The 25,492-nt window shown below is 58.7% G+C and carries 20 protein-coding genes; 15 read left to right on the plus strand and 5 right to left on the minus strand.

Annotated features, from left to right (window positions below; translation table 11 throughout):
• The first annotated feature begins 237 nt into the window (after positions 1-237).
• From atzF to urtE, 8 genes are all read left to right on the plus strand, one after another.
• A complete protein-coding gene (gene atzF / locus Q3V30_RS18080) occupies positions 238-2,040 on the plus strand; it encodes an allophanate hydrolase (protein WP_306208121.1) in 1,803 nt (600 codons plus the stop codon).
• Entirely contained in the window at positions 2,033-5,650 is a 3,618-nt protein-coding gene (gene uca, locus Q3V30_RS18085) for an urea carboxylase (RefSeq protein ID WP_306208122.1), read from the plus strand. The genes atzF and uca overlap by 8 nt, the downstream gene beginning before the upstream one ends.
• Before the next feature lie 10 nt (positions 5,651-5,660).
• Positions 5,661-6,371: a GntR family transcriptional regulator gene (locus Q3V30_RS18090; protein ID WP_306208124.1), complete on the plus strand. Its 711-nt coding sequence runs from the start codon at positions 5,661-5,663 to the stop codon at positions 6,369-6,371.
• Between the two features lie 25 nt (positions 6,372-6,396).
• Positions 6,397-7,665, plus strand: a complete 1,269-nt coding sequence (urtA, locus tag Q3V30_RS18095; protein ID WP_306208126.1) for an urea ABC transporter substrate-binding protein — start codon at positions 6,397-6,399, stop codon at positions 7,663-7,665.
• Positions 7,666-7,799: 134 nt separating this feature from the next.
• Positions 7,800-9,374, plus strand: a complete 1,575-nt coding sequence (urtB, locus tag Q3V30_RS18100) for an urea ABC transporter permease subunit UrtB (RefSeq protein WP_306208128.1) — start codon at positions 7,800-7,802, stop codon at positions 9,372-9,374.
• The gene (urtC, locus tag Q3V30_RS18105; RefSeq protein WP_306208130.1) at positions 9,374-10,450 is read left to right on the plus strand and encodes an urea ABC transporter permease subunit UrtC; all 1,077 of its coding nucleotides are present in this window, start codon (positions 9,374-9,376) and stop codon (positions 10,448-10,450) included. Before urtB ends, urtC begins: the two co-directional genes overlap by 1 nt.
• Positions 10,443-11,234: an urea ABC transporter ATP-binding protein UrtD gene (gene urtD / locus Q3V30_RS18110; RefSeq protein WP_306208132.1), complete on the plus strand. Its 792-nt coding sequence runs from the start codon at positions 10,443-10,445 to the stop codon at positions 11,232-11,234. The genes urtC and urtD overlap by 8 nt, the downstream gene beginning before the upstream one ends.
• Position 11,235: 1 nt before the next feature.
• Positions 11,236-11,934: an urea ABC transporter ATP-binding subunit UrtE gene (gene urtE / locus Q3V30_RS18115; RefSeq protein ID WP_306208134.1), complete on the plus strand. Its 699-nt coding sequence runs from the start codon at positions 11,236-11,238 to the stop codon at positions 11,932-11,934.
• An 11-nt stretch (positions 11,935-11,945) separates the two neighbouring features.
• Here the strand turns inward: urtE and Q3V30_RS18120 are convergent, their stop codons facing one another.
• On the minus strand, positions 11,946-13,895 hold the full coding sequence (locus tag Q3V30_RS18120) for a sigma-54-dependent Fis family transcriptional regulator (RefSeq protein ID WP_306208136.1): 1,950 nt from the start codon (positions 13,893-13,895) through the stop codon (positions 11,946-11,948).
• 192 nt (positions 13,896-14,087) lie between these two features.
• Here Q3V30_RS18120 and Q3V30_RS18125 point away from each other — a divergent pair, with 192 nt between their 5' ends.
• Positions 14,088-14,867: a TIM barrel protein gene (locus tag Q3V30_RS18125; RefSeq protein WP_306208138.1), complete on the plus strand. Its 780-nt coding sequence runs from the start codon at positions 14,088-14,090 to the stop codon at positions 14,865-14,867.
• Positions 14,868-14,922: 55 nt separating this feature from the next.
• Positions 14,923-15,846: a sugar ABC transporter substrate-binding protein gene (locus tag Q3V30_RS18130; protein WP_306208140.1), complete on the plus strand. Its 924-nt coding sequence runs from the start codon at positions 14,923-14,925 to the stop codon at positions 15,844-15,846.
• A gap of 56 nt (positions 15,847-15,902) precedes the next feature.
• Here Q3V30_RS18130 and Q3V30_RS18135 read toward each other — a convergent pair whose 3' ends face one another.
• Genes Q3V30_RS18135 through rbsK form a run of 3 tightly spaced genes read right to left on the minus strand, consistent with a single transcriptional unit; the run spans position 15,903 to position 19,175 of the window.
• The gene (locus tag Q3V30_RS18135; RefSeq protein WP_306208142.1) at positions 15,903-16,922 is read right to left on the minus strand and encodes an aldose 1-epimerase family protein; all 1,020 of its coding nucleotides are present in this window, start codon (positions 16,920-16,922) and stop codon (positions 15,903-15,905) included.
• The gene (gene fucP / locus Q3V30_RS18140) at positions 16,919-18,247 is read right to left on the minus strand and encodes an L-fucose:H+ symporter permease (RefSeq protein ID WP_306208145.1); all 1,329 of its coding nucleotides are present in this window, start codon (positions 18,245-18,247) and stop codon (positions 16,919-16,921) included. Before fucP ends, Q3V30_RS18135 begins: the two co-directional genes overlap by 4 nt.
• Positions 18,248-18,260: 13 nt before the next feature.
• Positions 18,261-19,175, minus strand: a complete 915-nt coding sequence (rbsK, locus tag Q3V30_RS18145) for a ribokinase (RefSeq protein WP_306208147.1) — start codon at positions 19,173-19,175, stop codon at positions 18,261-18,263.
• A gap of 188 nt (positions 19,176-19,363) precedes the next feature.
• Here rbsK and deoC point away from each other — a divergent pair, with 188 nt between their 5' ends.
• Together deoC and deoR are read left to right on the plus strand one after the other, a co-directional pair.
• Positions 19,364-20,038 (plus strand): deoxyribose-phosphate aldolase, encoded by a 675-nt coding sequence (deoC, locus tag Q3V30_RS18150; protein WP_306208149.1) that lies wholly within the window; start codon positions 19,364-19,366, stop codon positions 20,036-20,038.
• A 24-nt stretch (positions 20,039-20,062) separates the two neighbouring features.
• On the plus strand, positions 20,063-20,833 hold the full coding sequence (gene deoR, locus Q3V30_RS18155) for a DNA-binding transcriptional repressor DeoR (RefSeq protein WP_306208151.1): 771 nt from the start codon (positions 20,063-20,065) through the stop codon (positions 20,831-20,833).
• A gap of 5 nt (positions 20,834-20,838) precedes the next feature.
• On the opposite strand, the gene Q3V30_RS18160 is transcribed toward deoR, so the two are convergent.
• The gene (locus tag Q3V30_RS18160) at positions 20,839-21,786 is read right to left on the minus strand and encodes a 2-hydroxyacid dehydrogenase (protein WP_306208153.1); all 948 of its coding nucleotides are present in this window, start codon (positions 21,784-21,786) and stop codon (positions 20,839-20,841) included.
• A 324-nt stretch (positions 21,787-22,110) separates the two neighbouring features.
• Between Q3V30_RS18160 and ettA the strand changes: the two genes are divergently transcribed.
• From ettA to tli1a (Q3V30_RS18175), 3 genes are all read left to right on the plus strand, one after another.
• Positions 22,111-23,778 carry an energy-dependent translational throttle protein EttA gene (gene ettA / locus Q3V30_RS18165; RefSeq protein ID WP_306208155.1) on the plus strand — a complete coding sequence of 556 codons (1,668 nt, stop codon included), beginning with the start codon at positions 22,111-22,113 and terminating at the stop codon, positions 23,776-23,778.
• Positions 23,779-24,107: 329 nt separating this feature from the next.
• Positions 24,108-24,641 carry a Tli1a family immunity protein gene (tli1a, locus tag Q3V30_RS18170; RefSeq protein ID WP_306208158.1) on the plus strand — a complete coding sequence of 178 codons (534 nt, stop codon included), beginning with the start codon at positions 24,108-24,110 and terminating at the stop codon, positions 24,639-24,641.
• A 250-nt stretch (positions 24,642-24,891) separates the two neighbouring features.
• A complete protein-coding gene (gene tli1a / locus Q3V30_RS18175) occupies positions 24,892-25,428 on the plus strand; it encodes a Tli1a family immunity protein (protein ID WP_306208160.1) in 537 nt (178 codons plus the stop codon).
• Positions 25,429-25,492: the final 64 nt, after the last annotated feature.

A 25,492-nucleotide genomic window follows, 5' to 3' on the forward strand; every position in this document is an offset into this window, starting at 1 on the left:
GGTTCTGCACAAAAATTTACTTAACTGCGGCCTTTTAAAATGCATTTATGCAGCAAATGTTGCTTTTATTTGTCTGACCTGACTCCCTATCGCCCCTTTTTTGTTCATTCGCTGCCCGCTCAACGTGCACGCTTTCAGAGCCACTAATAATAAATTCATTAAATACAGTGCATTACCATTATGGCACAGCTTTTGCTGTAGTGAATTCAATCTTGTATACCAGATGGAATTCAACTCATGGCCCTGACCACCGGATTCACCCTTAGCGACTGGCAGCAGCATTATCAGCAGCACCCGGACGCCGTTCTCGCCACACTGGAAAGCGTGCTGGACGGTCTCTCTACGGAGGATAACGCCTGGATCTACCTCGCCACTCCGGCGCAAATCCGCGCCCAGGTGGAACCGTTGCTGGCGGCCTGGCATCAGGACCCGTCGTCGCTGCCGCTGTTTGGCGTGCCGTTTGCCGTCAAGGACAACATCGATGTTGCGGGCTGGCCGACTACCGCAGCCTGCCCTGCCTTCTCTCATGAAGCTGCCGCTGACGCCACCGCCGTTGCCAATCTCAAGGCCGCCGGTGCGGTGGTAATAGGTAAAACTAACCTCGACCAGTACGCCACCGGGCTGGTCGGCACGCGATCTCCGTTTGGTGCGGTGAAAAATACCTTTAATCCTGACTACGTCAGTGGCGGTTCCAGTTCCGGCTCCGCCTCCGTTACCGCACGCGGGTTAGTCTGCTTTGCGCTGGGAACGGATACCGCAGGATCGGGGCGCGTTCCGGCTGGCTTTAACAATATCGTTGGCCTGAAGCCGACCAAAGGGTGGTTATCCGCCACTGGCGTGGTGCCCGCCTGTCGCCTTAACGACACCATCTCTCTGTTTGCCCTGACCGTTGAAGATGCCTTTCTCGCTGCAAGCTGCGCAGGTGGTTATGACGCCAGCGATGCCTACTCACGCAGTAATCCGGGCCTGGCCCCCGCGGCTTTACCCGCCGCGCCAAGTCTGGCCGTGCCCGCCACGCTGGAATTTTATGGCGATGCGCAGGCCGAGGCTGCCTGGGAAAAAGCTGTCGCCGCGCTGCAGGCTACTGGCGCCACGCTGCACCCCATCGACTTCTCTGCGTTCCATCAGCTGGCCGAACAGCTCTATTACGGCCCCTGGGTTGCCGAACGTACCGTTGCGGTGGGCGACATGCTGGATCGCCCGGAAGAGATGGATCCGGTGGTGCACGGCATCGTTGCCAGCGGCAATAACTACAGCGCGGTCGATGCTTACAAAGCGGAATATCTGCGTGCGGAACTGACCCGCCAGATCCAGCAGACGCTCAGCCAGTTTGATGCGCTGGTGGTGCCCACCTCGCCCACCATCCATACGCTGGAAGAGATGAAGCAGGAGCCGGTGCGCTTTAACTCCCAGTTTGGCACTTATACCAATTTCACCAACCTGGCGGATTTGTCCGCGCTGGCGCTGCCCGGCCCGTTCCGTGAGGACGGCTTACCGGCGGGGATCACCCTGATTGCTCCCGCCTGGTATGACCGCGCGCTGGCCACTTTCGGCCAACGCTGGCAGGCCAGCCAGGCGCTGAGCCTGGGCGCGACGGGCAAGGGGACTCCCGCCGCTCATGCAGCCCTGCCCCCCTCTTCTCTGCATGTGCGCGTGGCGGTAGTGGGCGCTCATCTGACCGGCATGCCGCTGAACCACCAGCTCACCAGCCGTGATGCGGTGCTGGTTGAAGAGACCACCACCGCAGCCTGCTACCGCCTCTACGCCCTGGCTAATACCAAACCACCGAAGCCTGGCCTGGCGAAAGGCAGCGACGGCGCGGCAATCACCGTTGAGCTGTGGGATATCCCGCTGGCGCGCTTTGGCGAATTTGTTGCGGAGATCCCGGCCCCGCTGGGGATCGGCACGCTGGCGCTGGCCGACGGCCGCCAGGTGAAAGGCTTTATCTGTGAACCCGCCGTGCTGGCTGAGGCGACTGACATCACTGACTTTGGCGGCTGGCGTAACTGGCTGGCGCGCAAGGAGACCCCGAATGTTTAATACCGTTCTGATCGCCAACCGTGGCGAAATCGCCTGCCGGGCTATTCGTACCCTGAAACGTCTGGGGATTACCAGCGTGGCCGTCTACTCCGCAGCTGACAAAAATGCGCAGCATGTGAAAGATGCCGACATTGCCATCGCACTGGGAGGCGAAAAAGCCAGCGACAGCTATCTGCGCATCGATAAAATTCTGGCCGCGGCCCAAGAGACCGGCGCAGAGGCGATCTGGCCCGGCTATGGCTTCCTGTCAGAAAGCCTGCCGTTCGCCGCCGCCTGTGAGGAAGCGGGCATCGTTTTCGTGGGGCCAACGGCCCACCAGATTGGGGAGTTTGGCCTTAAGCATCGCGCGCGTGAGCTGGCCGCGGCGGCAGATGTGCCGATGACGCCAGGCACGCCGCTGCTCAACTCTCTTGAAGAGGCGCTTGGCGCGGCCGACACCATCGGCTATCCGGTGATGCTGAAAAGCACCGCGGGCGGCGGCGGCATTGGCCTGACGCGCTGCGCGGATGCAGAGGCGCTGCGCAACGCCTGGGAAAGCGTGCGCCGCCTTGGCGAACAGTTCTTCAGCGATGCTGGCGTCTTCCTGGAGCGCTGTATCGATCGTGCCCGCCATGTGGAAGTGCAGATCTTTGGCGACGGCAAAGGCAGGGTCATTGCTCTGGGCGAGCGTGACTGCTCGCTGCAACGCCGTAACCAGAAAGTGGTGGAGGAAACCCCTGCGCCACAGCTGCCGCAGGCGACTCGCGAGGCGCTTCTGGCCTCTGCCGTGAAGCTGGGCGAGCTGGTCAGCTACCGCAGCGCAGGTACCGTAGAATATATCTATGACGCTGAACGCGATGAGTTTTACTTTCTGGAGGTGAATACCCGCCTACAGGTTGAACACCCGGTAACGGAGTGCGTGACCGGGCTGGATCTGGTGGAGTGCATGCTGCGGGTTGCCGCAGACGAAGAACCAGATTGGTCCCGGCTGACGCAGGCCCCTCAGGGCGCCTCCATTGAAGTGCGTATCTATGCGGAAGATCCGCTGAAGAACTTCCAGCCAAGCCCGGGCGTGCTGACCGAAGTCTGCTTCCCGGACAACGTGCGCGTCGATGGCTGGATCGATACCGGTACAGAAGTCTCCGCCTTCTACGACCCGATGATCGCCAAACTGATCGTGCACGCGGAAAATCGCGAAGCCGCGCTTCTGAAGATGCAGCAGGCGCTGAGCGAAACGCGCCTGCACGGTATCGCCACAAACCTGGATTATCTGCGTCAGATTGTGGCAACTGAAGCTTTCCGCACGGGTAAAGTCTGGACGCGCATGCTGGACAGCTTTACGCCGCTCTCACCCGTAGTTGAGGTCCTACAGCCCGGCACCTGGAGCAGCATTCAGGATTACCCTGGCCGCCTGGGCTACTGGGATATTGGCGTGCCGCCCTCTGGCCCGATGGATGATTTTGCTTTCCGTCTGGCAAACCGCATTGTGGGCAACGCCGAAGAGGCCGCAGGGCTGGAATTTACGCTACAGGGGCCAACGCTGCGTTTCCACAGCGACACGCTGATTGCCCTGACCGGGGCTGAATGCCCTGCCGCGCTGGATGGCGAGAGCGTGGCTTACTGGCAGCCGGTTGCCGTAAAAGCGGGTCAGACGCTGACGCTGGGCCGTGCCCTGATGGGCTGCCGGACCTACCTGGCGGTGCGCAACGGGTTTGACGTGCCGGAATATCTGGGCAGCCGTTCAACCTTTGCGCTGGGACAGTTTGGCGGCCACGCCGGACGCACCCTGCGCGTTGCGGACATGCTGGCCATCTCTCAGCCAGCGCTGCCGGCCTGTACCACGCCCGCGCCGGTCAGTGAACCGCAGGCCGTTGATGCTTCGCTGGTGCCGCGCTATGGCGATGAGTGGAAGATCGGCGTGCTCTACGGGCCACACGGCGCGCCAGACTTCTTTACCCAACAATCCATCGACGAATTCTTTGCCGCTGAATGGCAGGTCCACTACAACTCCAACCGCCTGGGCGTTCGCCTTGTCGGGCCGAAACCAGGCTGGACGCGCGCCAACGGCGGCGAAGCGGGGCTGCACCCTTCCAACGTTCACGACTGTGAATATGCCATCGGCGCGGTGAATTTTACCGGCGATTTCCCGGTGATCCTCACCCGCGACGGACCAAGCCTGGGCGGCTTTGTCTGTCCGGTGACTATCGCCAAAGCTGAATTGTGGAAAGTCGGCCAGGTTAAACCAGGTGACCGCATTCGTTTCCAACCGATCAGTTTCGAGGAAGCGCACGCGCTGGAGCAGGCGCAGGCGAAAAGCGTGGAGAAGCTGCACGCCACCACGCTGCCCGCTTACGAGGTGCCCTCGCTGGCGGAAACCGAACAGGGTTCAGCAACCGTGCTGGCGGCCATTAAAGCCACTCCCCTCACCCCTACCGCCGTTTACCGCCAGGCGGGCGATAACTACATCCTGATGGAATATGGCGACAACGTGCTGGATCTGGCGCTGCGCCTGCGCGTGCACCTGTTGATGACGGCACTGCGCGAAACCGGCCAGCCGGGGATTGAGGAGCTGTCGCCGGGCGTGCGTTCGCTGCAAATTCGCTACGACAGCCGCATTCTCAGCCAGAAACAGCTGCTGGCCCTGCTGCTTACCCTGGAGAAAGAGCTGGGTGACGTCAGCCAGATGAAGGTGCCCTCGCGCATTGTGCATATGCCGATGGCATTTGAAGACAGCGCCACGCTGGGTGCGGTAGAGCGTTACCAGCAGACGGTGCGGGCAAACGCGCCGTGGTTGCCGAACAACGTTGATTTTATCCAGCGAATCAACGGACTGAGCAGCCGCGAAGAGGTCCGGCAGACGATTTTTGACGCCAGCTATCTGATCCTGGGCCTGGGCGACGTTTATCTCGGCGCACCGTGCGCGGTGCCTGTCGATCCCCGCCACCGCCTGCTGAGTTCGAAATATAACCCGGCACGAACCTTTACCGCAGAGGGAACGGTCGGCATTGGCGGCATGTATATGTGCATCTATGGCATGGACTCTCCTGGCGGCTATCAGTTGGTTGGGCGGACATTGCCAATCTGGAACAAATTCCTGAAAAACGAGCAGTTTGCCGCCAGCGAGCCCTGGCTGCTGCACTTCTTCGATCAGGTTCGCTTCTACCCGGTCAGCGAAGCGGAGCTGGAGGTCCTGCGCGAAGATTTCCGCGAGGGCCGCGCCACTATCACCATTGAAGAGACGGTGTTCGATTTCGCCGAACATACGCGCTTCCTCAGCGAAAATGCCGGCTCTATTGCTGAATTCCGCGCCAGCCAGGCCACCGCCTTTGAGGCTGAAGTGGCGCTGTGGGCGCAGGAGGAGGAAGGCGCCCCATTGACCAGCGAAGAGACATTGCAGCCGCAAGAAGCTGACGATGACGCGCTGCAGGTCAGTGCGGACCTGAATGGCAACATCTGGAAAGTGCTGGTGAAACCGGGCGATCTGGTGGCTGCTGGCGATCCGGTGATTATCGTGGAAGCGATGAAAATGGAGCTGGTTGTCCATGCCCCTCAGGCGGGACGGGTGAAGCGTATCGCCTGCCAGCCTGGCCGCGCCGTCAGCCCGGGTGATGCCCTGCTGTGGCTGGAATAAAGGAGGCAGAATGCAGGAACTTCACGCCAGACGCGGCAGGGCCAGACCGGAAGCACTGGCCGGAAAGGTCTACCAGACGATCAAAAACGACATTTTCGACTTTCGCCTGATGCCGGGCGACCGCTTCAGCGAAAGCGAAATGGCCGAACGTATGGATGTCAGCCGCACGCCGGTGCGGCAGGCCCTGTTCTGGCTGGAGCGGGAGGGCTATGTCGAAGTCTATTTTCGCAGCGGCTGGCAGGTTCGCCAGTTCGACTTTGAATATTTTGAAGAGCTTTACGATTTGCGGATCGTGCTGGAGTGCGAAGCGGTACGCCGCCTCTGCAGCATGCCGCCGGGGCGTGCCAGCGAGTTGCTGAGCGACCTGCAGCTTTTCTGGGCAGAGGCGCCGCGCCTGGAGGACGGCAAGGCGGTGTCACTGCAGGATGAAGCCTTCCATATGGCGCTGGTTGCCGCCGCAGGCAACAGCGAAATGGCGCGCATTCATGCCGAGCTGACGGAAAAAATTCGTATCATCCGCCGCCTCGACTTCACCCGCGAGGAGCGGATTGACGCGACCTATAACGAGCACGCCCGGATTTTGCTGGCGGTTCTGCATCAACACGCTGAGGAGGCCCAGCGCATTCTGACCGACCACATCTCTGTGAGTAAAGCCGAGGTCAGAAAGATCACATTACACAGGCTGCAGCAGGCAAGACTTCAACCGGATTCACCAACATAACCAGTAAAACTCAGGAGTTCGCCAGATGAAAAGACGTTCATTGCTCAAGGTTTTTGCTCTCTCCGCTACGGTTGTCAGTATGGGTTTAGCCTGGGGCGCGCAGGCTGCGGATACCATTAAAGTCGGGATCCTCTCCTCGCTCTCCGGCACGATGGCGATTTCCGAAACGCCGCTGAAAGACGTGGCGCTGATGACCATTGATGATATCAATGCCAAAGGGGGCGTGCTGGGCAAAAAGCTGGAGCCGGTGGTGGTGGATCCCGCCTCCAACTGGCCGCTGTTCGCGGAGAAAGCGCGCCAGCTGCTGACGCAGGACAAAGCCGCCGTGGTGTTTGGCTGCTGGACCTCTGTTTCCCGTAAATCGGTGCTGCCGGTGTTTGAAGAGCTGAACGGCCTGCTCTTCTATCCGGTGCAATATGAAGGGGAAGAGATGTCGCCAAACGTGTTCTATACCGGCGCGGCGCCCAACCAGCAGGCGATTCCGGCAGTGGAGTATCTGATGAGCGAAGATGGCGGCAGCGCTAAGCGCTTCTTCCTGCTGGGCACCGACTACGTCTATCCGCGTACCACCAATAAAATCCTGCGTGCTTTCCTGCACTCAAAAGGGGTGAAGGATAGCGATATCGAAGAGGTGTACACGCCGTTTGGCTACAGCGATTACCAGACTATCGTGTCAAACATCAAAAAATTCTCGGCTGGCGGCAAAACGGCGGTGATCTCCACCATCAACGGGGACTCCAACGTACCCTTCTACAAAGAGCTGGCGAACCAGGGCCTCAAAGCCACGGATGTGCCGGTCGTGGCCTTCTCCGTGGGTGAAGAGGAGCTGCGCGGCATTGATACCAAACCGCTGGTAGGCAACCTGGCCGCGTGGAACTACTTCGAATCGGTTGATAACCCGGTCAACAAGCAGTTCGTTGCCGACTACCGCGCTTACGCTAAGTCGCACAACCTGCCGAACGCCGCCACTGCGGTGACCAACGACCCGATGGAGGCCACCTATGTCGGCATCCATATGTGGGCGCAAGCGGTAGAGAAAGCGGGCACCACCGACGTGGATAAAGTGCGTGCGGCGATGGCGGGACAAACCTTCAAAGCGCCGGATGGCTTCACTCTGACCATGGATAACACTAACCATCACCTGCATAAGCCAGTAATGATTGGCGAAATCGAAGAGAACGGTCAGTTCAACGTGGTCTGGCAGACCGACAAACCGGTTCGCGCCCAGCCGTGGAGCCCGTACATTGCCGGTAATGACAAAAAGCCCGATCACCCGGTGAAATCGACGCAGTAATCCCTCTGACGGGCGGCCTCTTTGCCGCCTGTTCAGGCACGCGCCGGGCGAAAGTATCCGCCCGTGTGGGTTAACTCTGTAGGGGCCGATATGCCGGCCCGTTTCCTGCAACCCTGAGATGGACGGGCATTGCGATGACGATTCGCCCTTTTCTTACCCTGCTGTTTGCGCTGTGCCTGCTGGCACCGCTGGCAGCCTCTGCCGGGCCCGCTGCAGATTTCGCGGCGGCCAGCCGGACAGATCAGATTAAATTACTGCAGGCCTGGGCGGCCACGCCGGATCCCACGCGCCTGCCCTTTCTTCAGGCGCTGCGTAAAGAGCACGTGGTGCTGGATGAGAACAAACAGCCTTTTAGTGACACCGCAGGCAAGCTCACGCCGCTGGATAGCGCGGCCCAGCCTGCTGGTAGCACCAAAAAGCTCTTTATGAATAACCGTCTGCGGGTGATGGTTGCGACCACGCTGGCTGCCCATCAGCTGGTGAGCGACGACGTGGCGACCCGGCTAAGCGCAGCACGTGCGTTGCAAAACGACGCGCAGGCCGATCAGCTGCCGCTGCTGACCCAACGTCTGGCGGCAGAGAAGGATGCTGACGTGCACAGCGTGCTGGCGCAGGCTGTGGCAGGGCTGCAAATTGCCGACGCCAATCCTCAAATTCGCCTGCAGGCGGTGAAGCTGCTGGGTGAAACCAGCGATCCGCAAACTCAGGCAGCGCTTGAGCACTTAACGCAGCCGCAGAACGAGCCGGATGCTGGCGTCCGCGCCGCCGCCGCCGAAAGCCTGAAGCAGATCAAACAGCGCCTGGTGCTGGGCGACCTGCTCGGCCAGGCGTTTACCGGTCTGTCGCTTGGTTCGGTGCTGCTGCTGGCGGCGCTGGGTCTGGCCATTACCTACGGCCTGCTGGGGGTGATCAATATGGCTCACGGCGAAATGCTGATGCTGGGTGCCTATGCCACCTGGATGGTTCAGACGCTGTTCCAGCGGTTTGCTCCTGACTGGCTGGCCTTCTATCCGCTGCTTGCGCTGCCGGTCGCCTTTTTCATCACCGCAGCCACAGGAATGGCGCTGGAGCGCACCATCATCCGCCATCTCTATGGCCGCCCGCTGGAAACCCTTCTCGCTACCTGGGGCATCAGCCTGATGCTGATCCAGCTGATGCGTGTGCTGTTCGGGGCGCAGAACCTGGAAGTGGCCAATCCGCCCTGGCTCTCCGGCGGCGTGCAGGTGCTGCCAAACCTGGTGCTGCCTTATAACCGCCTTGCGGTGATTCTGTTTGTCTTTGGCGTGCTGTTCCTGACCTGGCTGCTGCTGAATAAAACCCGGCTGGGCATGAACGTGCGTGCTGTGACGCAGAACCGCGCCATGGCCGACTGCTGCGGCGTGCCGACGGGCCGCGTGGATATGCTGGCGTTTGGGCTGGGATCGGGCATTGCCGGTCTGGGCGGCGTGGCGCTGTCGCAGCTGGGCAACGTCGGGCCGGAGCTGGGCCAGGGCTACATCATCGACTCTTTCCTGGTGGTGGTGACCGGCGGCGTGGGCCAGCTGGCCGGTACCGTGGTCGCCGCCTTTGGGCTGGGGATCCTTAATAAAGTGCTGGAGCCGCAGATTGGCGCGGTGCTCGGCAAGATCCTGATTCTGGTGCTGATCGTGCTGTTTATTCAGAAACGACCGCAGGGGCTGTTCGCCTTTAAAGGAAGGGTGACCGACTGATGACGCAACCCATAACGCTTACCGTGGTGCAGAAGGCGCCACGCCTCAGCCTGATCGCTGGCCTGCTGGCGCTGACAGCGCTGCTGGTGCTGCCTTTTCTGGCGCTGCTGCCGGTGGATAATCCGCTGGCGATCTCCACCTATACGCTGACGCTGATCGGCAAGATCCTCTGCTACGCCGTCGTGGCCGTGGCGCTGGATCTGGTCTGGGGCTATGCCGGGCTGCTGTCGCTTGGTCATGGCCTGTTCTTTGCGCTGGGCGGCTATGCAATGGGCATGTACCTGATGCGACAGGCTTCCGGCGACGGGCTGCCCGCCTTTATGTCCTTTCTCTCCTGGAACGAGCTGCCGTGGTTCTGGGCAGGCACCCAGCATTTTGCCTGGGCGCTCTGCCTGATCGTGCTGGTTCCGGGCGCGCTGGCGCTGATCTTTGGCTGGTTCGCTTTCCGCTCAAAGATCAAAGGCGTTTACTTCTCGATCATGACTCAGGCGCTGACTTACGCCGGTATGCTGCTGTTCTTCCGTAATGAAACCGGCTTTGGCGGCAACAACGGCTTCACCGGTTTTACCACGCTGCTGGGCTTTCAGGTCACCGCCACCAGCACGAGGATCGGCCTGTTTGTCGCCACCGTGCTGCTACTGCTCGCCAGTCTGACGATCGGCTTTGCGCTTGCCCGCAGCAAGTTTGGCCGCGTGCTGACGGCAGTGCGCGACGCGGAAAACCGCCTGATGTTTTGCGGTTACGATCCCAAAGGCTTCAAGCTGTTTGTCTGGACGCTCTCCGCCGTGCTGTGTGGCCTGGCGGGCGCGCTCTATGTGCCGCAGGTAGGCATTATTAATCCCAGCGAGATGTCGCCGACCAACTCCATCGAAGCGGCTATCTGGGTTGCGCTGGGGGGACGTGGCACCCTGATTGGCCCGCTGCTGGGCGCGGGGATCGTGAACGGTGCCAAAAGCTGGTTTACCGTCGCCTTTCCCGAATACTGGCTCTTCTTCCTGGGGCTGGTGTTTATTCTGGTGACCCTGTTCCTGCCTCGTGGCGTTATTGGGCTGCTGCGCAGGAGGCGTCATGACTGATCAACTTTTCACCCAGCCGCACCCGGCAGACCGCCACCGGGAGCAAACCGATCCGGTGCTTTTGCTTGAGAATATCAACGTCTCCTTCGACGGTTTCAGGGCGCTGACCAACCTGTCGCTGGAAATTGGCGTGGGGGAATTACGCTGCGTTATCGGCCCCAACGGCGCAGGGAAAACCACCCTGATGGATGTGATCACCGGCAAAACGCGGCCGGACAATGGACGGGTGCTGTATGACCAGAATACCGACCTCACCACGCTCTCCCCGGTAGAGATCGCCCGCATCGGTATTGGCCGTAAATTTCAGAAGCCGACGGTGTTTGAAGCACTGACGGTCTTTGAGAATCTGGAGATCGCGCTGAAAACCAACAAATCCGTCTGGGCCTGCCTGCGCAGCCGCCTCAACAGCGAACAGCAGGATCGCATTGATGAGGTACTGAAGCTGCTGCGGCTTGGCGCGGAGCGTTATCGTCCGGCGGGCTTACTCTCTCACGGACAGAAGCAGTTTCTGGAGATCGGTATGCTGCTGGTGCAGGACCCGCATCTGCTGCTGCTGGATGAGCCGGCGGCAGGCATGACCGATGCCGAAACGGAGTACACGGCAGAGCTGTTTCGCAGCCTGGCCGGGCAGCATTCGCTGATGGTGGTGGAACACGATATGGGCTTTGTGGAAACCATCGCCGACCATGTGACCGTGCTGCATCAGGGGCAGGTTCTTGCCGAGGGCTCGTTGCGCGATGTACAGGCGAACGAGCAGGTTATCGAAGTTTATCTGGGGCGCTGAGATGTTACAGGTATCGCAACTCAATCAATATTATGGCGGCAGCCATATCCTGCGCGGCCTCTCTTTCGAGGCCAGGCCGGGCGAAGTCACCTGCCTGCTGGGACGAAACGGCGTTGGCAAAACCACGCTGTTGAAATGTCTGATGGGGCTGATCCCGGCGAAGTCCGGCACCATCAGCTGGCAGGATAAACCGATTAACAACCGCAAACCGCACCAGCGCGTGCAGGCAGGGATCGCCTACGTGCCACAGGGGCGCGAAATCTTCCCCCGGCTTACGGTGGAAGAGAATCTGCTGATGGGGCTGGCGCGCTTTTCCGGTGCTGATGCAAAACAGGTACCGGAAGAGATCTATCAGCTGTTTCCGGTGCTGAAGGAGATGAAGCTGCGTCGTGGCGGCGATCTCTCCGGCGGCCAGCAGCAGCAGCTGGCGATTGGCCGCGCCCTGGCCTGTAAGCCTCAACTGCTGATTCTGGACGAACCTACCGAGGGCATCCAACCTTCGGTAATCAAAGAGATCGGTGCCGTGATCCGCCAGCTCGCCCAGCGGGGTGATATGGCGATCCTGCTCGTTGAACAGTTCTACGACTTTGCAGCCGAGCTGGCCGACAGCTATCTGGTGATGTCGCGAGGCGAGATCGTCCAGCGTGGCCTGGGTGGGAACATGGAAGCAGAGGGCGTGCGGGGTCTGGTGGCTATTTAGCCGCAGCCTCTTCATCCCCGGTATTCATCCACGCTGATGCCATGCTTTTTAAGCTTGTTGTAGAGTCCGGCGCGGGAGACGCCGATCGTCTGCGCCGTCCGCCGCAGGTTGCCTTTTAGCGATGAGAGGACAGCGATGATGTGCGCACGTTCGCTGCTCTCCAGCCGGTGGGGATCGCTCTGTTCCGGAGTGCTGCCGATCTCTTCCGGCAGATCTTCGGCATGGATCAGCAGTTTGTCGCTGAGGTTGATCGCCCGTTCGACAATATTCTCCAGCTCGCGCACGTTGCCAGGCCAGGGGTAACGGCTTAAGGCCACCATCGCCGCAGGCGTAAACTGCACGCTGGCTTTTTTCAGCCGGGTGCACATCTTTTCGCTGAACCACTCCACCAGTTGAGGCACATCCCCTGTACGCTCACGCAGCGCAGGGATCCGCAGCGAGAGGACGTTCAGGCGGTAGAAGAGATCGCGCCGAAACGCGCCTCTCTCAATCGCCCGCAGCAGATCGCAGTTGGTGGCCGCAATGATCCTGACATCAACTTTAACCGGCCGCTGTGCGCCAATGCGCATCACTTCCGCCTCCTGCAACACCCGCAGCAGGCTGGTCTGCGCCTCCAGCGGCATATCGCCGATCTCATCCAGGAACAGCGTGCCCCCTTCAGCCAGCTCGAATTTACCTGCCGCACCGCCGCGCCGGGATCCGGTAAATGCACCGTCCACGTAGCCAAACAGCTCGCTCTGAACCAAATCTCGCGGCAGCGCTGCGCAGTTCACCGCGATAAATGGCCCGCCCTGACGGTCGCTGCCGTTATGGATCGCCTGCGCAAACAGCTCTTTTCCGGTACCGCTTTCACCGGTCAGCAGCACTGTGCTGTCGCTTCTGCTGCTGATCCTCGCCTTCTCCAGCACTTCGGTCAGCGCCGGTGAACCGCCACAAATCATCTCAAAGGTGTAGCTGGCGCCGATACCCATCACCTGGCGGGTGATGGCGCGAATGCGCTGATTATCGCGCAGCGAAACGATGCGTCCGCCATCAGGAGCGGGCATTACCGAGACCAGACAGGCAACGCGAGGCCGCTCCGACGGCTGAAATATCACCTCTCTGTCGTTGCAGAACGTCATATCAGTCAGCCTCAGCCCCTCCGGCAGCAATGCCTCATCGAGATCCCTGCCGGTCAGCTGCAGGCCGCGAAAAATCTGCCGGGCATAGCGATTGATGGTTTTGATCGTGCCGCTGGCATCGGTCACGATCACCCCTTCATTCAGGGTTTCCAGAATTGAGCGCTGCTCGGCCAGCAGACTGCGCAGAACCAGCTGGCGGCCAATGGCTTCCGCCGCCGCCTGCACTGTACCCAGCGTGTGATAGTGAAAATTATCCTGGCTGGCAGTCAGCGTCAGTACGCCGATCATTCTGCCTTCGGCATTACGTACCGGCGCAGCGGCACACTGCCGGTGCCGCTGGCGCAGCTCCTGTTTCCAGTTTTCGCCGCTCAGCAGATAGACCAGCCGCTGCTCATTCAGGCAGCGACCGGTGCAGTTGGTCCCCATCACTGACTCGCGCAGGATACTGCCTACGGGGGTCATATCCAGCCCGCAGTAGCAAAGGGTGACGCCATCGGCATCGGTAAGGTTGATGTGTCCGTCCGGATTGTAAGCCAGCAGGCTCTGCATAATGCCGCCCGCGACCTCAATCAGCTCAGCCTGCTTTTGCAGGATCGCCTTTAACTCGGCTTCAGCCGGGAAAACATAATTGATTGCGCCTGCATCGATCCCCGCCTCACGGCTGGTCTGCCATGAGCGCCGGATCGCCGGGCGGATAGCGTCAGGTTCCAGCCCGGCATTAAAATCCTGCCAGCCCTGCTCCAGCTGCGCGTCACGCAGGCTGGCCTCTGCGCCTTCCGGCAGGCTAACCAGCCCCTCGCACTCTTCGCCCATCGCGTTGAGCAAATCAGGTATATGCATTTTGTTTCCCTCCATTCTGGAATGTCCATTTTATCTACATGTTGAGTTTACATGTCTATTTTGTGTGCACTTTGTGATCGAAAGCCCGCGGATAAGCCGCGGGGCATGGGCTTTTGTGGCTGGCATAACAATTGCTACTCCTTCTGTGGCCGCGTGGCCTTGTGATTTTGCTGTTAACTGCGGAGGCAGAAGATGACCCTTTTTACTCTTTCCGTATGCGCTGAAATGGTTTTTCTGGAATTGCCCTTTATTGAACGGGTGAAGCGCATCCACCAGCTCGGTTTTGGCGTGGAGATCTGGAACTGGCAGAACAAAGACATTCCGGCCTTAAAAGCCACGGGGGCAAAATTTACCTCTATGACGGGGTACCTTTCCGGCAACTTAACCGACGATCGGGAGATAGCCGCGCTGTTAGCGAGCGCAGAAGTGTCGCTACAGGTGGCGGAACAGCTGGGCTGCCCTTCGCTTAATCTGCACGGCACCGGGCTGAATGAGCAGGGTCTGCCGGTAAAGCCGGTAGAGCAAGTGAGTGGCGCAATGTGGCTGAAAGCGGCAGAGACGCTGGGCAAGCTGGCCGCCCTGGCGGAACGCGCCGGGAAGGTCTTTACCCTGGAGAACCTCAATACTGCCGTTGACCATCCTGGCACGCCGTTTGCCAAAGCCAGCGAGGTGCTGACTCTGGTTGAAGCGGTCAACAGCCCCCATCTGCGTATCAATCTGGACCTCTATCACGCCCAGATTGGCGAGGGAAACTTAATCGAGCTGGTGAAACGCGCTGGCAACGCTATTGGTGAAATCCAGGTAGCGGACGTGCCTGGCCGCCAGGAACCCGGTACAGGAGAGATCAACTACCGGGCCATCGCCAGTGCGCTGAGAGCAATGAACTATCGCGGCGTGGTGGCGATGGAAGGCTGGGCCTCAGGTGACAGCGAGAGCGCCCTGCTGCGTTTTAAAGAGCAGTTTTTGTCCTGACCTCATAAATAAAATCGCCCTCAATGAAGGGACGTACCCTACAGGAAATAACACCATGAAAATGACCAAACCTTTACTGCTGATCTGCACCATGCTGCTGACTCCTCTCAGCCAGGCCAAAGAGCAGACCGTTGGCGTGGCGCTGGCGAACTTTGACCTGAATTTTGTCTCTATCCTGCGCACGCAGATGATGAAAGAGCTGGCTAAAGAGAAGATGACCGGTCAGTTTGAGGATGCCAAAGGGGATGTGGCGATCCAGGTGCAGCAGGTAGAGAATTTTATCAATCAGGGGGTGGATGCCATCATCCTGAATCCGGTCGATACCCAGGCGGTGAAGCCGATGATGGAAGCCGCCAGCCGGGCAAAAATCCCGCTGATCTTCGTTAACCGCAAGCCAGAAGTTCCGCTGGGCGCCAATATGGCCTACGTCGGCTCAGACTCTGCCCTGGGAGGCAAAATGGAGATGGAAGCGCTGGCGAAAAAGATGAATTACAAAGGCAACGTCGCCATTCTGATGGGGGCGCTCTCTGCCGAGGAGGCCCGCCAGCGTACCAAAGCCACCGAAGAGGTGATTGCTAAATATAAGGATATGAAGGTGGTGGAGAAACAGTCTGCAAAATGGATGCGTAACGAAGCGGTGGATGTCACCTCCGGCTGGCTGCTGAACGGCGACAAAATTGATGCTATCGCCGCCAACAACGATGAGATGGCGATTGGCGCTATCATGGCGCTGCAGCAGGCGGGCAATAAAGAGGTGCTGGTGGCGGGCATTGATGGGACGCCCGATGCGCTCCAGTTTGTGAAGTCCGGCAAACTTGCGCTGACCATTTTTCAGGACGCAGCAGGCCAGGGGATTGGAGCGGTACAGACGGCTAAGAAGATGCTGGCTGGCGGGAAAGTCGAAGGGACGATCTGGATCCCTTATCAGACCGTCACGCCGGAAAACTACACCAGCTTTATGACGAAAAACGTGAAGTAGCCAGACGCGCGGCTAAGTCCTGCAAAAAGGTCGCCGGTTTCCTTACCGGCGGCCTTTTACGCTTCAGCCAGCCCGGTCTCCACCCTGAAGCTGCGCTGTTCGCCAGGCTCCAGGGTAATCAGGGTGCCCGCCTTTTCCGCCGCACTGGCTCCTTCAGGACGGCAGGTTGCCGGTAACACAAAGGCTGCAACCTGCTGGTCGCTGTTGTGCAGGATCCAGCGGGTAGCGAAATTGAACTCTGCCGTATCGAAGCTGGTGCTGAAACCGTACCCGTCGGGAGAGTGCAGCGAAAACGTCGCCTGTCGGCCATACTGCGCCAGATTATCAGCAAAGAAGACGATCTCCGGGTCATACATTTCCGGGCGCGTCAGCCCGCCGAATGCCTGCGGATCCTCCTGCAGCTGACGGGTATATTCCAGCCAACCCGGCGTAGGATGGACGTGACCCGGAATGGATCTGCGGAGCTGGAACGCACTCTCCGGGATCGTCTGGCTGAAGGTGCCATTCTCCACATAGGCATAATTCATATGGCACATATACTGCAGCGGCATGGCCGCACCTGAGAGATTGGTCACCGCCATTTCAATGAGTAGTCGGGGTCTTTCCGCCAGCAGCGTTACGCCCGGCAAAGCGCGATAGTGGTGCCCGAAGCCTTTGATATATTCCGCTTCTCCCCGCAGGGCAAGGCTCTCTTCATCCAGTACCAGCCAGGCGCTGTCCATGCGCGCACAGGCCATTTCACCGTGTAGCGGGTGATCGTCGTCTGCTCCCGGGCAGCCGTTAGCCAGCAGGCCGGAGTGAAACGCGAAGCAGCCATAAGTATCGATAATATCCTTACCGGGCAGCGGCTGTTTAAAACCGCTGCCCATGGTCAGCCTCTGACCGTCAAACGCCGCATCCCAGACCATCTGGCCGTAAAAGGGCAGCACGATGACGTAGCCGCGGCTGTTTACCATCCGTACCGCTTCGATCCCGGAAGGATAACGGAACAGTTCAACCTTAAAATGGGCGTTATCCAGCAGCGTGCGCGGGGTGTCGCCAAACAGCGCCGGACTTAGTGGCAGCGTGGTTTTCATCGTGCCTCCTCAGCCAGACGACCGCTGGTGGCAACCGGCTCTTTTTTGTGGCGCAGTTCGCCCCAGAAATAGAATCCCACCCAGGCAAAACAGAGTAACGAGACGCCGAACGCCATCTGCATCGAGCCCAGACGGTCAGAGACCAGCCCCTGCAGCGCCGGGACAAAGGCCGCGCCCACAATCGCCATCACGATAAAGGCACCGGCGACCTCAGTATATTTGTTATCCACGGTGGAAAGCGTTCCCGCGTAGATGGTCGCCCAGCAAGGCCCGAACAGCACGCTGACGAAAACGGCGGCATACACGGCGGTGAAGTTGGGCACCAGCATCACATACGCCAGGGTGATCACCCCGACTACCGAATAGGCGATCAGCACCTTTTCAGCACGGAAACGGGTCATCAGGAAGTTGGCGACAAATTTTCCGATAAAGAAGCAGATAAAGCTGTAGATCATAAAGTTAGAAGCGTGCCGCTCGTTAGCCGCCCCCAGGTTCAGCGCCAGACGGATGGTGAAAGACCAGACGGCAACCTGCATGCCAACATAGAGGAACTGAGCGACGATCCCACGCTTAAAGTGACGGTTCTTAGCCAGGTAGCTGAAGGTTTCTCCCAGGCTCGGCAGCTTTTTCCCGGCGCTCTGCGGCTTGCAGTGTGGGTAACGCGTCAGCAGGAACAGCACCATCACCACCACTAACACCATCACCAGATATTTATAGGGCTCCAGCGTGTGCTCCAGCATGCTCAGACGGAACTGATGCAGCTGCTCCGGGTTCATCCCCGCCATCTGGCTGTGCAGGCTGTCGCCATCCTGAAACACCAGATATTTGCCCAGCACAATCCCCATCAGCGCCCCGACAGGATAGAAGGTCTGGCTGACGTTAAGGCGCAGCGTAGCGTGCTGCCGCTGCCCAATCATAGAGCTGTAGGTATTTGCCGCCGTTTCGAGGAAGCTCAGGCCAATGGCGATGGCGAAGATAGCCGCCAGAAACATGGTGTAAGTTGCCATATGGGAAGCGGGATAGAAGAGGACGCACCCGACAATATAGAGCGCCAGGCCCAGCAGGATCGCCACCTTATAGCTGCTGCTGCGGATCACCAGCGAGGCGGGGATCGCAATCAGGAAATAGCCGCCGTAAAAGGCGCTCTGCACCAGCGCGCTGGCGAAATCGCTGAGCGCAAACACGCTTTTGAACTGGGTAATCAAAATGTCATTCAGGCTGGCTGCGCATCCCCACAACGGGAACAGGCAGGAGAGCAGAATAAACTGCAACAGCGGGGTCTTATTTAAATAGCCATCAGGCTGCTGAACGATGCTCTGGTGCATAGCGGATCCTCAGTTAACGGGTGAGAAAACGGTGAAAGGTATCGGCATCGGGATAGGAAAGCTGAGTTCCCCGTCCGGTGACGCTACAGGCGGCATAGGCGGAGGCAGACTCCATCGCCTTAGCCACATCGCCATGCTGGATCAGGAAGTGGGCGAAGCAGCCGATAAAGGCATCTCCGGCGCCGCTGGTATCCACAGCACTGACCGGCGTTGGGCCAACCCGGTGGACTTCATCGCCATGCATCCAGACCGATCCCCGGCTTCCCAGGGTAATGATCAGGTTTTTCAGGCCGCGTCCCAGCAACATCTGCCCTGCCCTGATCACCTCCTCATCCGTAGCGACGGGCAGGCCGGTGAGGATCTCCAGTTCGGTTTCGTTGGGCATGAAGTAGTCGCACTGGCAGGCATACTGAATATCAAGCCCCGCCACTGCTGGCGCAGGATTAAGGATCACCTGAATACCGTGCTGACGTGCAAAGTCGATGGCGTAATAGACCGTTGGCAGCGGAATTTCCAGCTGCAACACCATCAGTCGACAACGCTTAAGCGCTTCAGCCGCGGCATCGATATCCGCTGGCGCAAGGTGTGCATTCGCTCCTTTGATAATCAGGATGCGGTTTTGCGACTGGTCGTCGACAAAGATAGGCGCAACCCCGCTTGAGGTGCCTGCTGCCACGGTGACGTTGTCAGTGTTCACGCCAAACTGCTGTAGATTTTTAACCGTATTCTCCGCGAAGAGATCTTCGCCCACCTTGCTGACCATCATCACCGCAGCGCCAAGCTTTGCCGCCGCAACGGCCTGGTTTGCGCCTTTGCCACCGCAGCCCAGCGCGAAATCGGGCGCTTCTAAGGTCTCACCCGCTTTTGGCATGGTGTTGGTATAGGTGATCAGGTCGACCATATTTGAGCCAATGACGGCAATATCCATGACGTTTTCCCCGTGTAAATTTTCTTCATTAAATGTTGTAGAAATAACAATAACAATCATCTTGTGTGATTTTTGTGACACCCGTCTCAGCCTGAAAATCGTGTTATCAGCGTGATGATTAGAGATTGACGGCCAGCCTGAAATGTTATTATTTTAACAAAACACCCGATCTGCTGAGGAACTCCCCTGTGCAAAACGTTGACTATGCCCGTTATATTGACCACACGCTGCTGGCGGCAAATGCCACCGCGCAGCAAATTATCGCCCTGTGTGAAGAGGCGATGGCCCATCGCTTCTACGCCGTTTGCGTCAACTCGGGTTATGTGCCGCTGGTGGCAAAAACGCTGGAGAAGAGCGGTGTGAAGGTCTGTTCCGTAATCGGTTTTCCGCTGGGCGCGGGGCTGACCAGCGCTAAAGCGTTTGAAGCGAAAGCGGCTATTGAGGCGGGGGCGGAAGAGATCGATATGGTGATTAACGTCGGCTGGCTACAGAGTGGCGAGATTGCCGCTGTGCAGGCCGATATTCAGGCGGTGCGCGAGGTTTGCGGCCCGATCCCATTGAAGGTAATATTAGAGACCTGCCTGCTCAGCGATGCGCAAATCGTTCAAATCTGTGAAATTTGTCGCGCACTCAGCGTAGCCTTCGTTAAAACCTCCACCGGCTTCAGCACCGGCGGCGCGCGCGAAGAGCACGTTCGTCTGATGCAGCAGACAGCCGGTCCGGAGGTGGCGGTGAAAGCCTCGGGCGCGGTTCGCGATCGCCAGACAGCGGATATCATGATCAACGCGGGCGCCACCCGCATTGGCACCAGTTCCGGCGTCGCCATCGTCAACGGCAGTCATCCCGCCGGCGAGGGATATTAACCGTTCTTAAAGGAGTGACTGACCATGGAAACCCGGCGCGATGAGCGCGTAAACAAGCTGTCGTCTGCACTTAAGCGGACCGACAAAATCCACCTGCGGGAAGCCGCGCGTCTGCTGGGTGTCTCTGAGATGACCATCCGGCGGGATCTCAACGAACAGCCTTCGGCGGTGGTGTTACTCGGGGGCTACATTGTCAGCGATCCTAAAAACAGTCAGGGACACTATTTTGTCACCGATCAGCAGGCGCACAACGTCGAGAAAAAACGGCGACTGGGGCAGCTGGCAGCTTCGCTGATAGAGTCTGGCGACACGGTATTTTTCGACTGCGGCACTACCATGCCGTGGATTGTCGATGCCATTGACAACGAGCTGGCTTTTACCGCTATCTGCTGCGCAATGAATACCTTTCTGGCGCTGAAAGAGAAACCCGCTTGTCAGGTTATCCTTAACGGCGGCGAGTTCCATGCCGACAATGCGATCTTTACCCCGCTGGGGCACGGCTCGGTCATGGACAGCCTCTGTCCCGGCAAGGCGTTTATCTCTGCCGCCGGGATTGACGCCGTTCAGGGCGCAACCTGCTACAACCTGAACGAGCTGCCGATGAAGCATCAGGCGATGCAGCGCGCCCGCCACAAAATTCTGGTGGCGGACAGCAGCAAGTTCGGCAAAGTGCTGCCCGCCCGTATTGACGAACTCAGCGCCTTCAGCACGCTGGTCAGTGACGAGACGCCACCGAAGGATCTGGCGAGCAAACTGAAGAGTCTGGGAATAGAGCTGATTACCGCGCAGAAGTAGAGGCTTCAGGCCCAGCGGTTAAGGATCTCCTCACCATCCCGCAGGCGGCGAAGATTTTCACAAACGCCTGCGACGTTGCCACTCAAAGAGTTATCCGTGACGCCGCCAATATGTGGCGTGGCGATCACATTGTAGTGAAACAGTGAGTCCTGCGGGTCCGGCGGCTCCTGCCAGAAGACATCCAGCCCGGCGCCCGCCAGGTGCCCTACTTCCAGTGCGGCCAGCAGCGCCTCTTTTTCAATCAGCCCACCGCGCCCCAGATTAATCAGGAAACTGCCCTGCTTCATCTGGGCCAGCGCCGTTTCATCAATGATATTCCGCGTCGCGTCGTTATCCGGCAGGCTGAGGATCACAAAATCCGCCTCGCTCAGCAGCGCGGGCAGATGCGCCATGTTGCCCAGCCAGTCCAGCTGATGCTCTTTGGCAAAACTCTGGTCGGCGGTTCTTTTCACGCCAATCAGACGGACGCCAAACGGCACCAGCCGCTTCGCCAGCGCCTTACCGATGCCGCCCAGTCCCACCAGACCGACGGTTTTTCCCGTCAGCCCCATGCCTACCGGCAGGCCGAGCTGACGGGTGGCGATCATCTCCGGCAGTTCACTGGCCTTGCGCGCCAGCCCAATCATCATCCAGATACCGAGTTCTGCAACGGAGTCGGCATTGCCGGAGCTGTCTGAGGGGACATTCGCCACCTGCACGCCTTGTGCCTTTGCGCTGGCAATATCCACGCCCTCCAGCCCGGCACCGGCCTGCTGAATAAGCCTGAGCCTGTCGGCGGTTTTCAGCAGCTCCGGCGTCACCTTCGCCATCCCCGGGATCAGCACATCATAGCCTGCCAGGCTTTCTGCGGCGTGGCCTGCAGAAGCGGTGAACTCGACGTCGGGCAACAGCTGACGACACTGCTGAATCATCCCGCCCCAGGCGTTCTCTTCCGCCGCTATCAGAACTTTCATCGATATGCTCCTGCTTTATAAGGCAAAAAATCAGCATAATCTGCTCAGCTCGAAAATCAAACAGTTATCTGATAAATCCTTTTTATCATTAAAAGGATCCGCGCGGCAGAAAGAGAGCCAGCAGGCAACCTCCCGAAAGTTTACTTAAGTCAGCGGCAGAATGGCGCGCATGCAGGCAACGAATTTGCGGCGGGAAGTATGACGGATATCGGCATAATCCGCGGTGGATGGCTGTGATTACCTGCCGAAACCAGTTAAACTTCGCTATCTGAGTGGGCACCCGCTGCCCCAATTAACACACAGACACCAAGAGGCTCATCCTACGTGGCTCAATTCGTCTATAGCATGCATCGCGTCGGCAAAGTCGTCCCGCCGAAGCGTCATATCCTGAAAAACATCTCCCTGAGCTTTTTCCCGGGCGCCAAAATCGGCGTGCTGGGTCTGAATGGCGCAGGTAAATCCACCCTGCTGCGCATCATGGCGGGCATCGATAAAGATATCGAAGGGGAAGCGCGTCCGCAGCCTGGCCTGAAAATCGGTTACCTGCCGCAGGAGCCGCAGCTGAACCTGGAGCACACCGTCCGTGAATCCGTTGAGGAAGCGCTGGCGGAAGTGGTTGGCGCGCTGAAGCGTCTGGATGAAGTCTACGCGCTCTACGCTGAAGAAGATGCGGACTTCGACAAGCTGGCCGCAGAACAGGGCCGGCTGGAAGAGATTATCCAGGCTCATGACGGCCACAATCTTAATACCCAACTGGAACGCGCTGCCGATGCGCTGCGTCTGCCAGACTGGGATGCCAAAGTGGCTAACCTCTCCGGTGGTGAACGCCGTCGCGTTGCGCTCTGCCGCCTGCTGCTGGAAAAACCGGACATGCTGCTGCTGGACGAACCGACCAACCACCTGGATGCAGAATCCGTGGCCTGGCTGGAGCGCTTCCTGCACGACTTCGAAGGCACCGTGGTGGCGATTACCCACGACCGTTACTTCCTGGATAACGTAGCGGGCTGGATCCTGGAGCTGGACCGTGGCGAGGGCATTCCGTGGGAAGGCAACTACTCTTCCTGGCTGGAGCAGAAAGATGCTCGTCTGGCGCAGGAAGCCTCAAGCGAAGCCGCGCGCCGCAAATCCATTGAGAAAGAGCTGGAGTGGGTGCGTCAGGGTGCGAAAGGCCGTCAGTCTAAGGGCAAAGCCCGTCTGGCACGCTTTGAAGAGCTGAACAATACCGATTACCAGAAGCGTAACGAAACCAACGAACTGTTTATTCCACCAGGCGCACGTCTGGGCGATAAAGTGGTGGAAGTCAGCAACCTGCGTAAGTCTTACGGCGACCGCTTACTGATTGACGATCTGACCTTCTCGGTGCCGAAAGGCGCGATCGTCGGGATTATCGGTCCGAACGGCGCCGGTAAATCCACGCTGTTCCGTATGATGTCTGGTCAGGAAGAGCCCGATTCCGGCAGCATCGTGCTGGGCGATACCGTGAAGCTTGCCTCTGTCGATCAGTTCCGCGACAGCATGGATAACAGCAAAACGGTGTGGGAAGAGGTTTCCGGCGGCCAGGATATTATGCGTATCGGTAACACCGAGATGCCAAGCCGCGCCTACGTGGGCCGCTTCAACTTTAAAGGTGTGGATCAGGGCAAGCGCGTTGGCGAGCTTTCTGGTGGCGAGCGTGGCCGTCTGCATCTGGCTAAGCTGTTGCAGGTTGGCGGCAACATGCTGCTGCTGGATGAACCTACCAACGACCTGGATATCGAAACCCTGCGAGCGCTGGAAAACGCCCTGCTGGAGTTCCCGGGCTGTGCGATGGTTATCTCGCATGACCGTTGGTTCCTTGACCGTATCGCCACCCACATCCTCGACTATCAGGATGAAGGCAATATCGAGTTCTTCGAAGGTAACTTTACCGAATATGAAGAGTACAAGAAGCGTACGCTGGGCGCCGAAGCGCTGGAGCCAAAACGCATCAAGTACAAGCGCATGACCAAATAGTGTAAAAACGGCGGTAGCCGTTGGTAACAGGTATATGCGAGATAGATCTTTGAGAGACCGTGAAGTAAGGGCCTGAATGCAGTTACGCTGAAAAAACAGTTCGGGTTTCTGCTGTCTCGTGTACCCAATTACCATCCGAATCAAAAGTACCCTAACTATTGATTCGGCGATCAACCCGCCCCGGCGGGTTTTTTCGTTTCCGGGTACGAGACGACTCGCCGAATAAAAGGATCTTCCGGATCACTTTTCAGATCCCTGAAAGCAATCGCCATTCCCTTACCCGTAAAACCACACTATTATTGCGCCTTACTGATCATACAAGGAAGAATATGATGCAGGGAAAAAGTCGGCTACTCCTTCTGGCGCAGGCCACGCTGACGCTTACCGGCTGTGAGGCCATGCGGCCCGACGACACGCTGGCAGGTGACGTCGACGCTTACAACCACACCGCAAAAGCCATCAACTGGTTCCGCGTCAATGGGGCCGGTGCGCCCGGTATGAATGCCTACGGCGAATCTGGCGGCGCGTGCTGTATTGCCTATTCCCGCACATGGACGCCGGGCCTCAAAGCACGCGTCGAGTGGGAGGCAGATCCTAATCCTTATGAAATTATCCCCAGAGTAAAACAAGGCGCAGGGTTCGAACCCGAGGCCTACGCGCGCCATGCAGTAAAATACCAGCACTTTGTCCGCACCGTGGATATTCCCCGGTACGGCCCTGAGGGCACCTGCGGTATCACCGTTCACTTCCTGCCCTGCGACCAGGTGGAGGTCACCCAGTCCTGCCATAGCCCCAACCATCCCGACAGCCTGATAAAATATCCCAGAAAGATGAAGGAGCCCGCCACGTGCCCACGCTCATAACCCAGCCCGCCTGTGCCCCACCGCCGTTTCCACTGGAATCTGCTGACCGCCGAAAGCTGACGCCCGAAGCCGTGATGCAAAATTACAGGCTCCTGATGCAGGAAGAGCGCGCTTCATTTCCGGGCACGAGAAGACTCGCCGAATAAAAGGATTTTCTGGATCACATTTCAGATCCTTGAAAAATAATCGCCATTCCCTTACCCGTAAAACCACACTATTATTGTGCCTTACTGATCATACAAGGAAGAATATGATGCAGGGAAAAAGTCCGCTACTCCTTCTGGCGCTGGCCACGCTGACGCTTACCGGCTGTGAGGCCATGCGGCCCGACGACACGCTGGCAGGTGACGTCGACGCTTACAACCACACCGCAAAAGCCATCAACTGGTTCCGCGTCAATGGGGCCGGTGCGCCCGGTATGAACGCCTACGGCGAATCTGGCGGCGCGTGCTGTATTACCTATTCCCGCACATGGACGCCGGGCCTCAAAGCACGCGTCGAGTGGGAGGCAGATCCTAATCCTTATGAAATAATTCCTAGAAAAAAGAACGGTTTTCATGAATACGAACCCGAAGCCTACGCCCGCCATGTGGCAAGATACCAGCACTTTGTCCGCACCGTGGATATTCCCCGGTACGGCCCTGAGGGCACCTGCGGTATCACCGTTCACTTCCTGCCCTGTAATCAGGTAGAGGTCACCCAGTCCTGCTATGGTCCACAACACCCTGACAGCCTGATAAAATACCCCAGAAAGATGAAGGAGCCTGCCACGTGCCCACGCTCATAACCCAGCCCGCCTGTGCCCCACCGCCGTTTCCGGTAGAGTCAGCTGGTCGTCGAAAGCTGACGCC

It is taken from the genome of Erwinia pyri (assembly GCF_030758455.1).
Lineage (GTDB): Bacteria > Pseudomonadota > Gammaproteobacteria > Enterobacterales > Enterobacteriaceae > Erwinia > Erwinia pyri.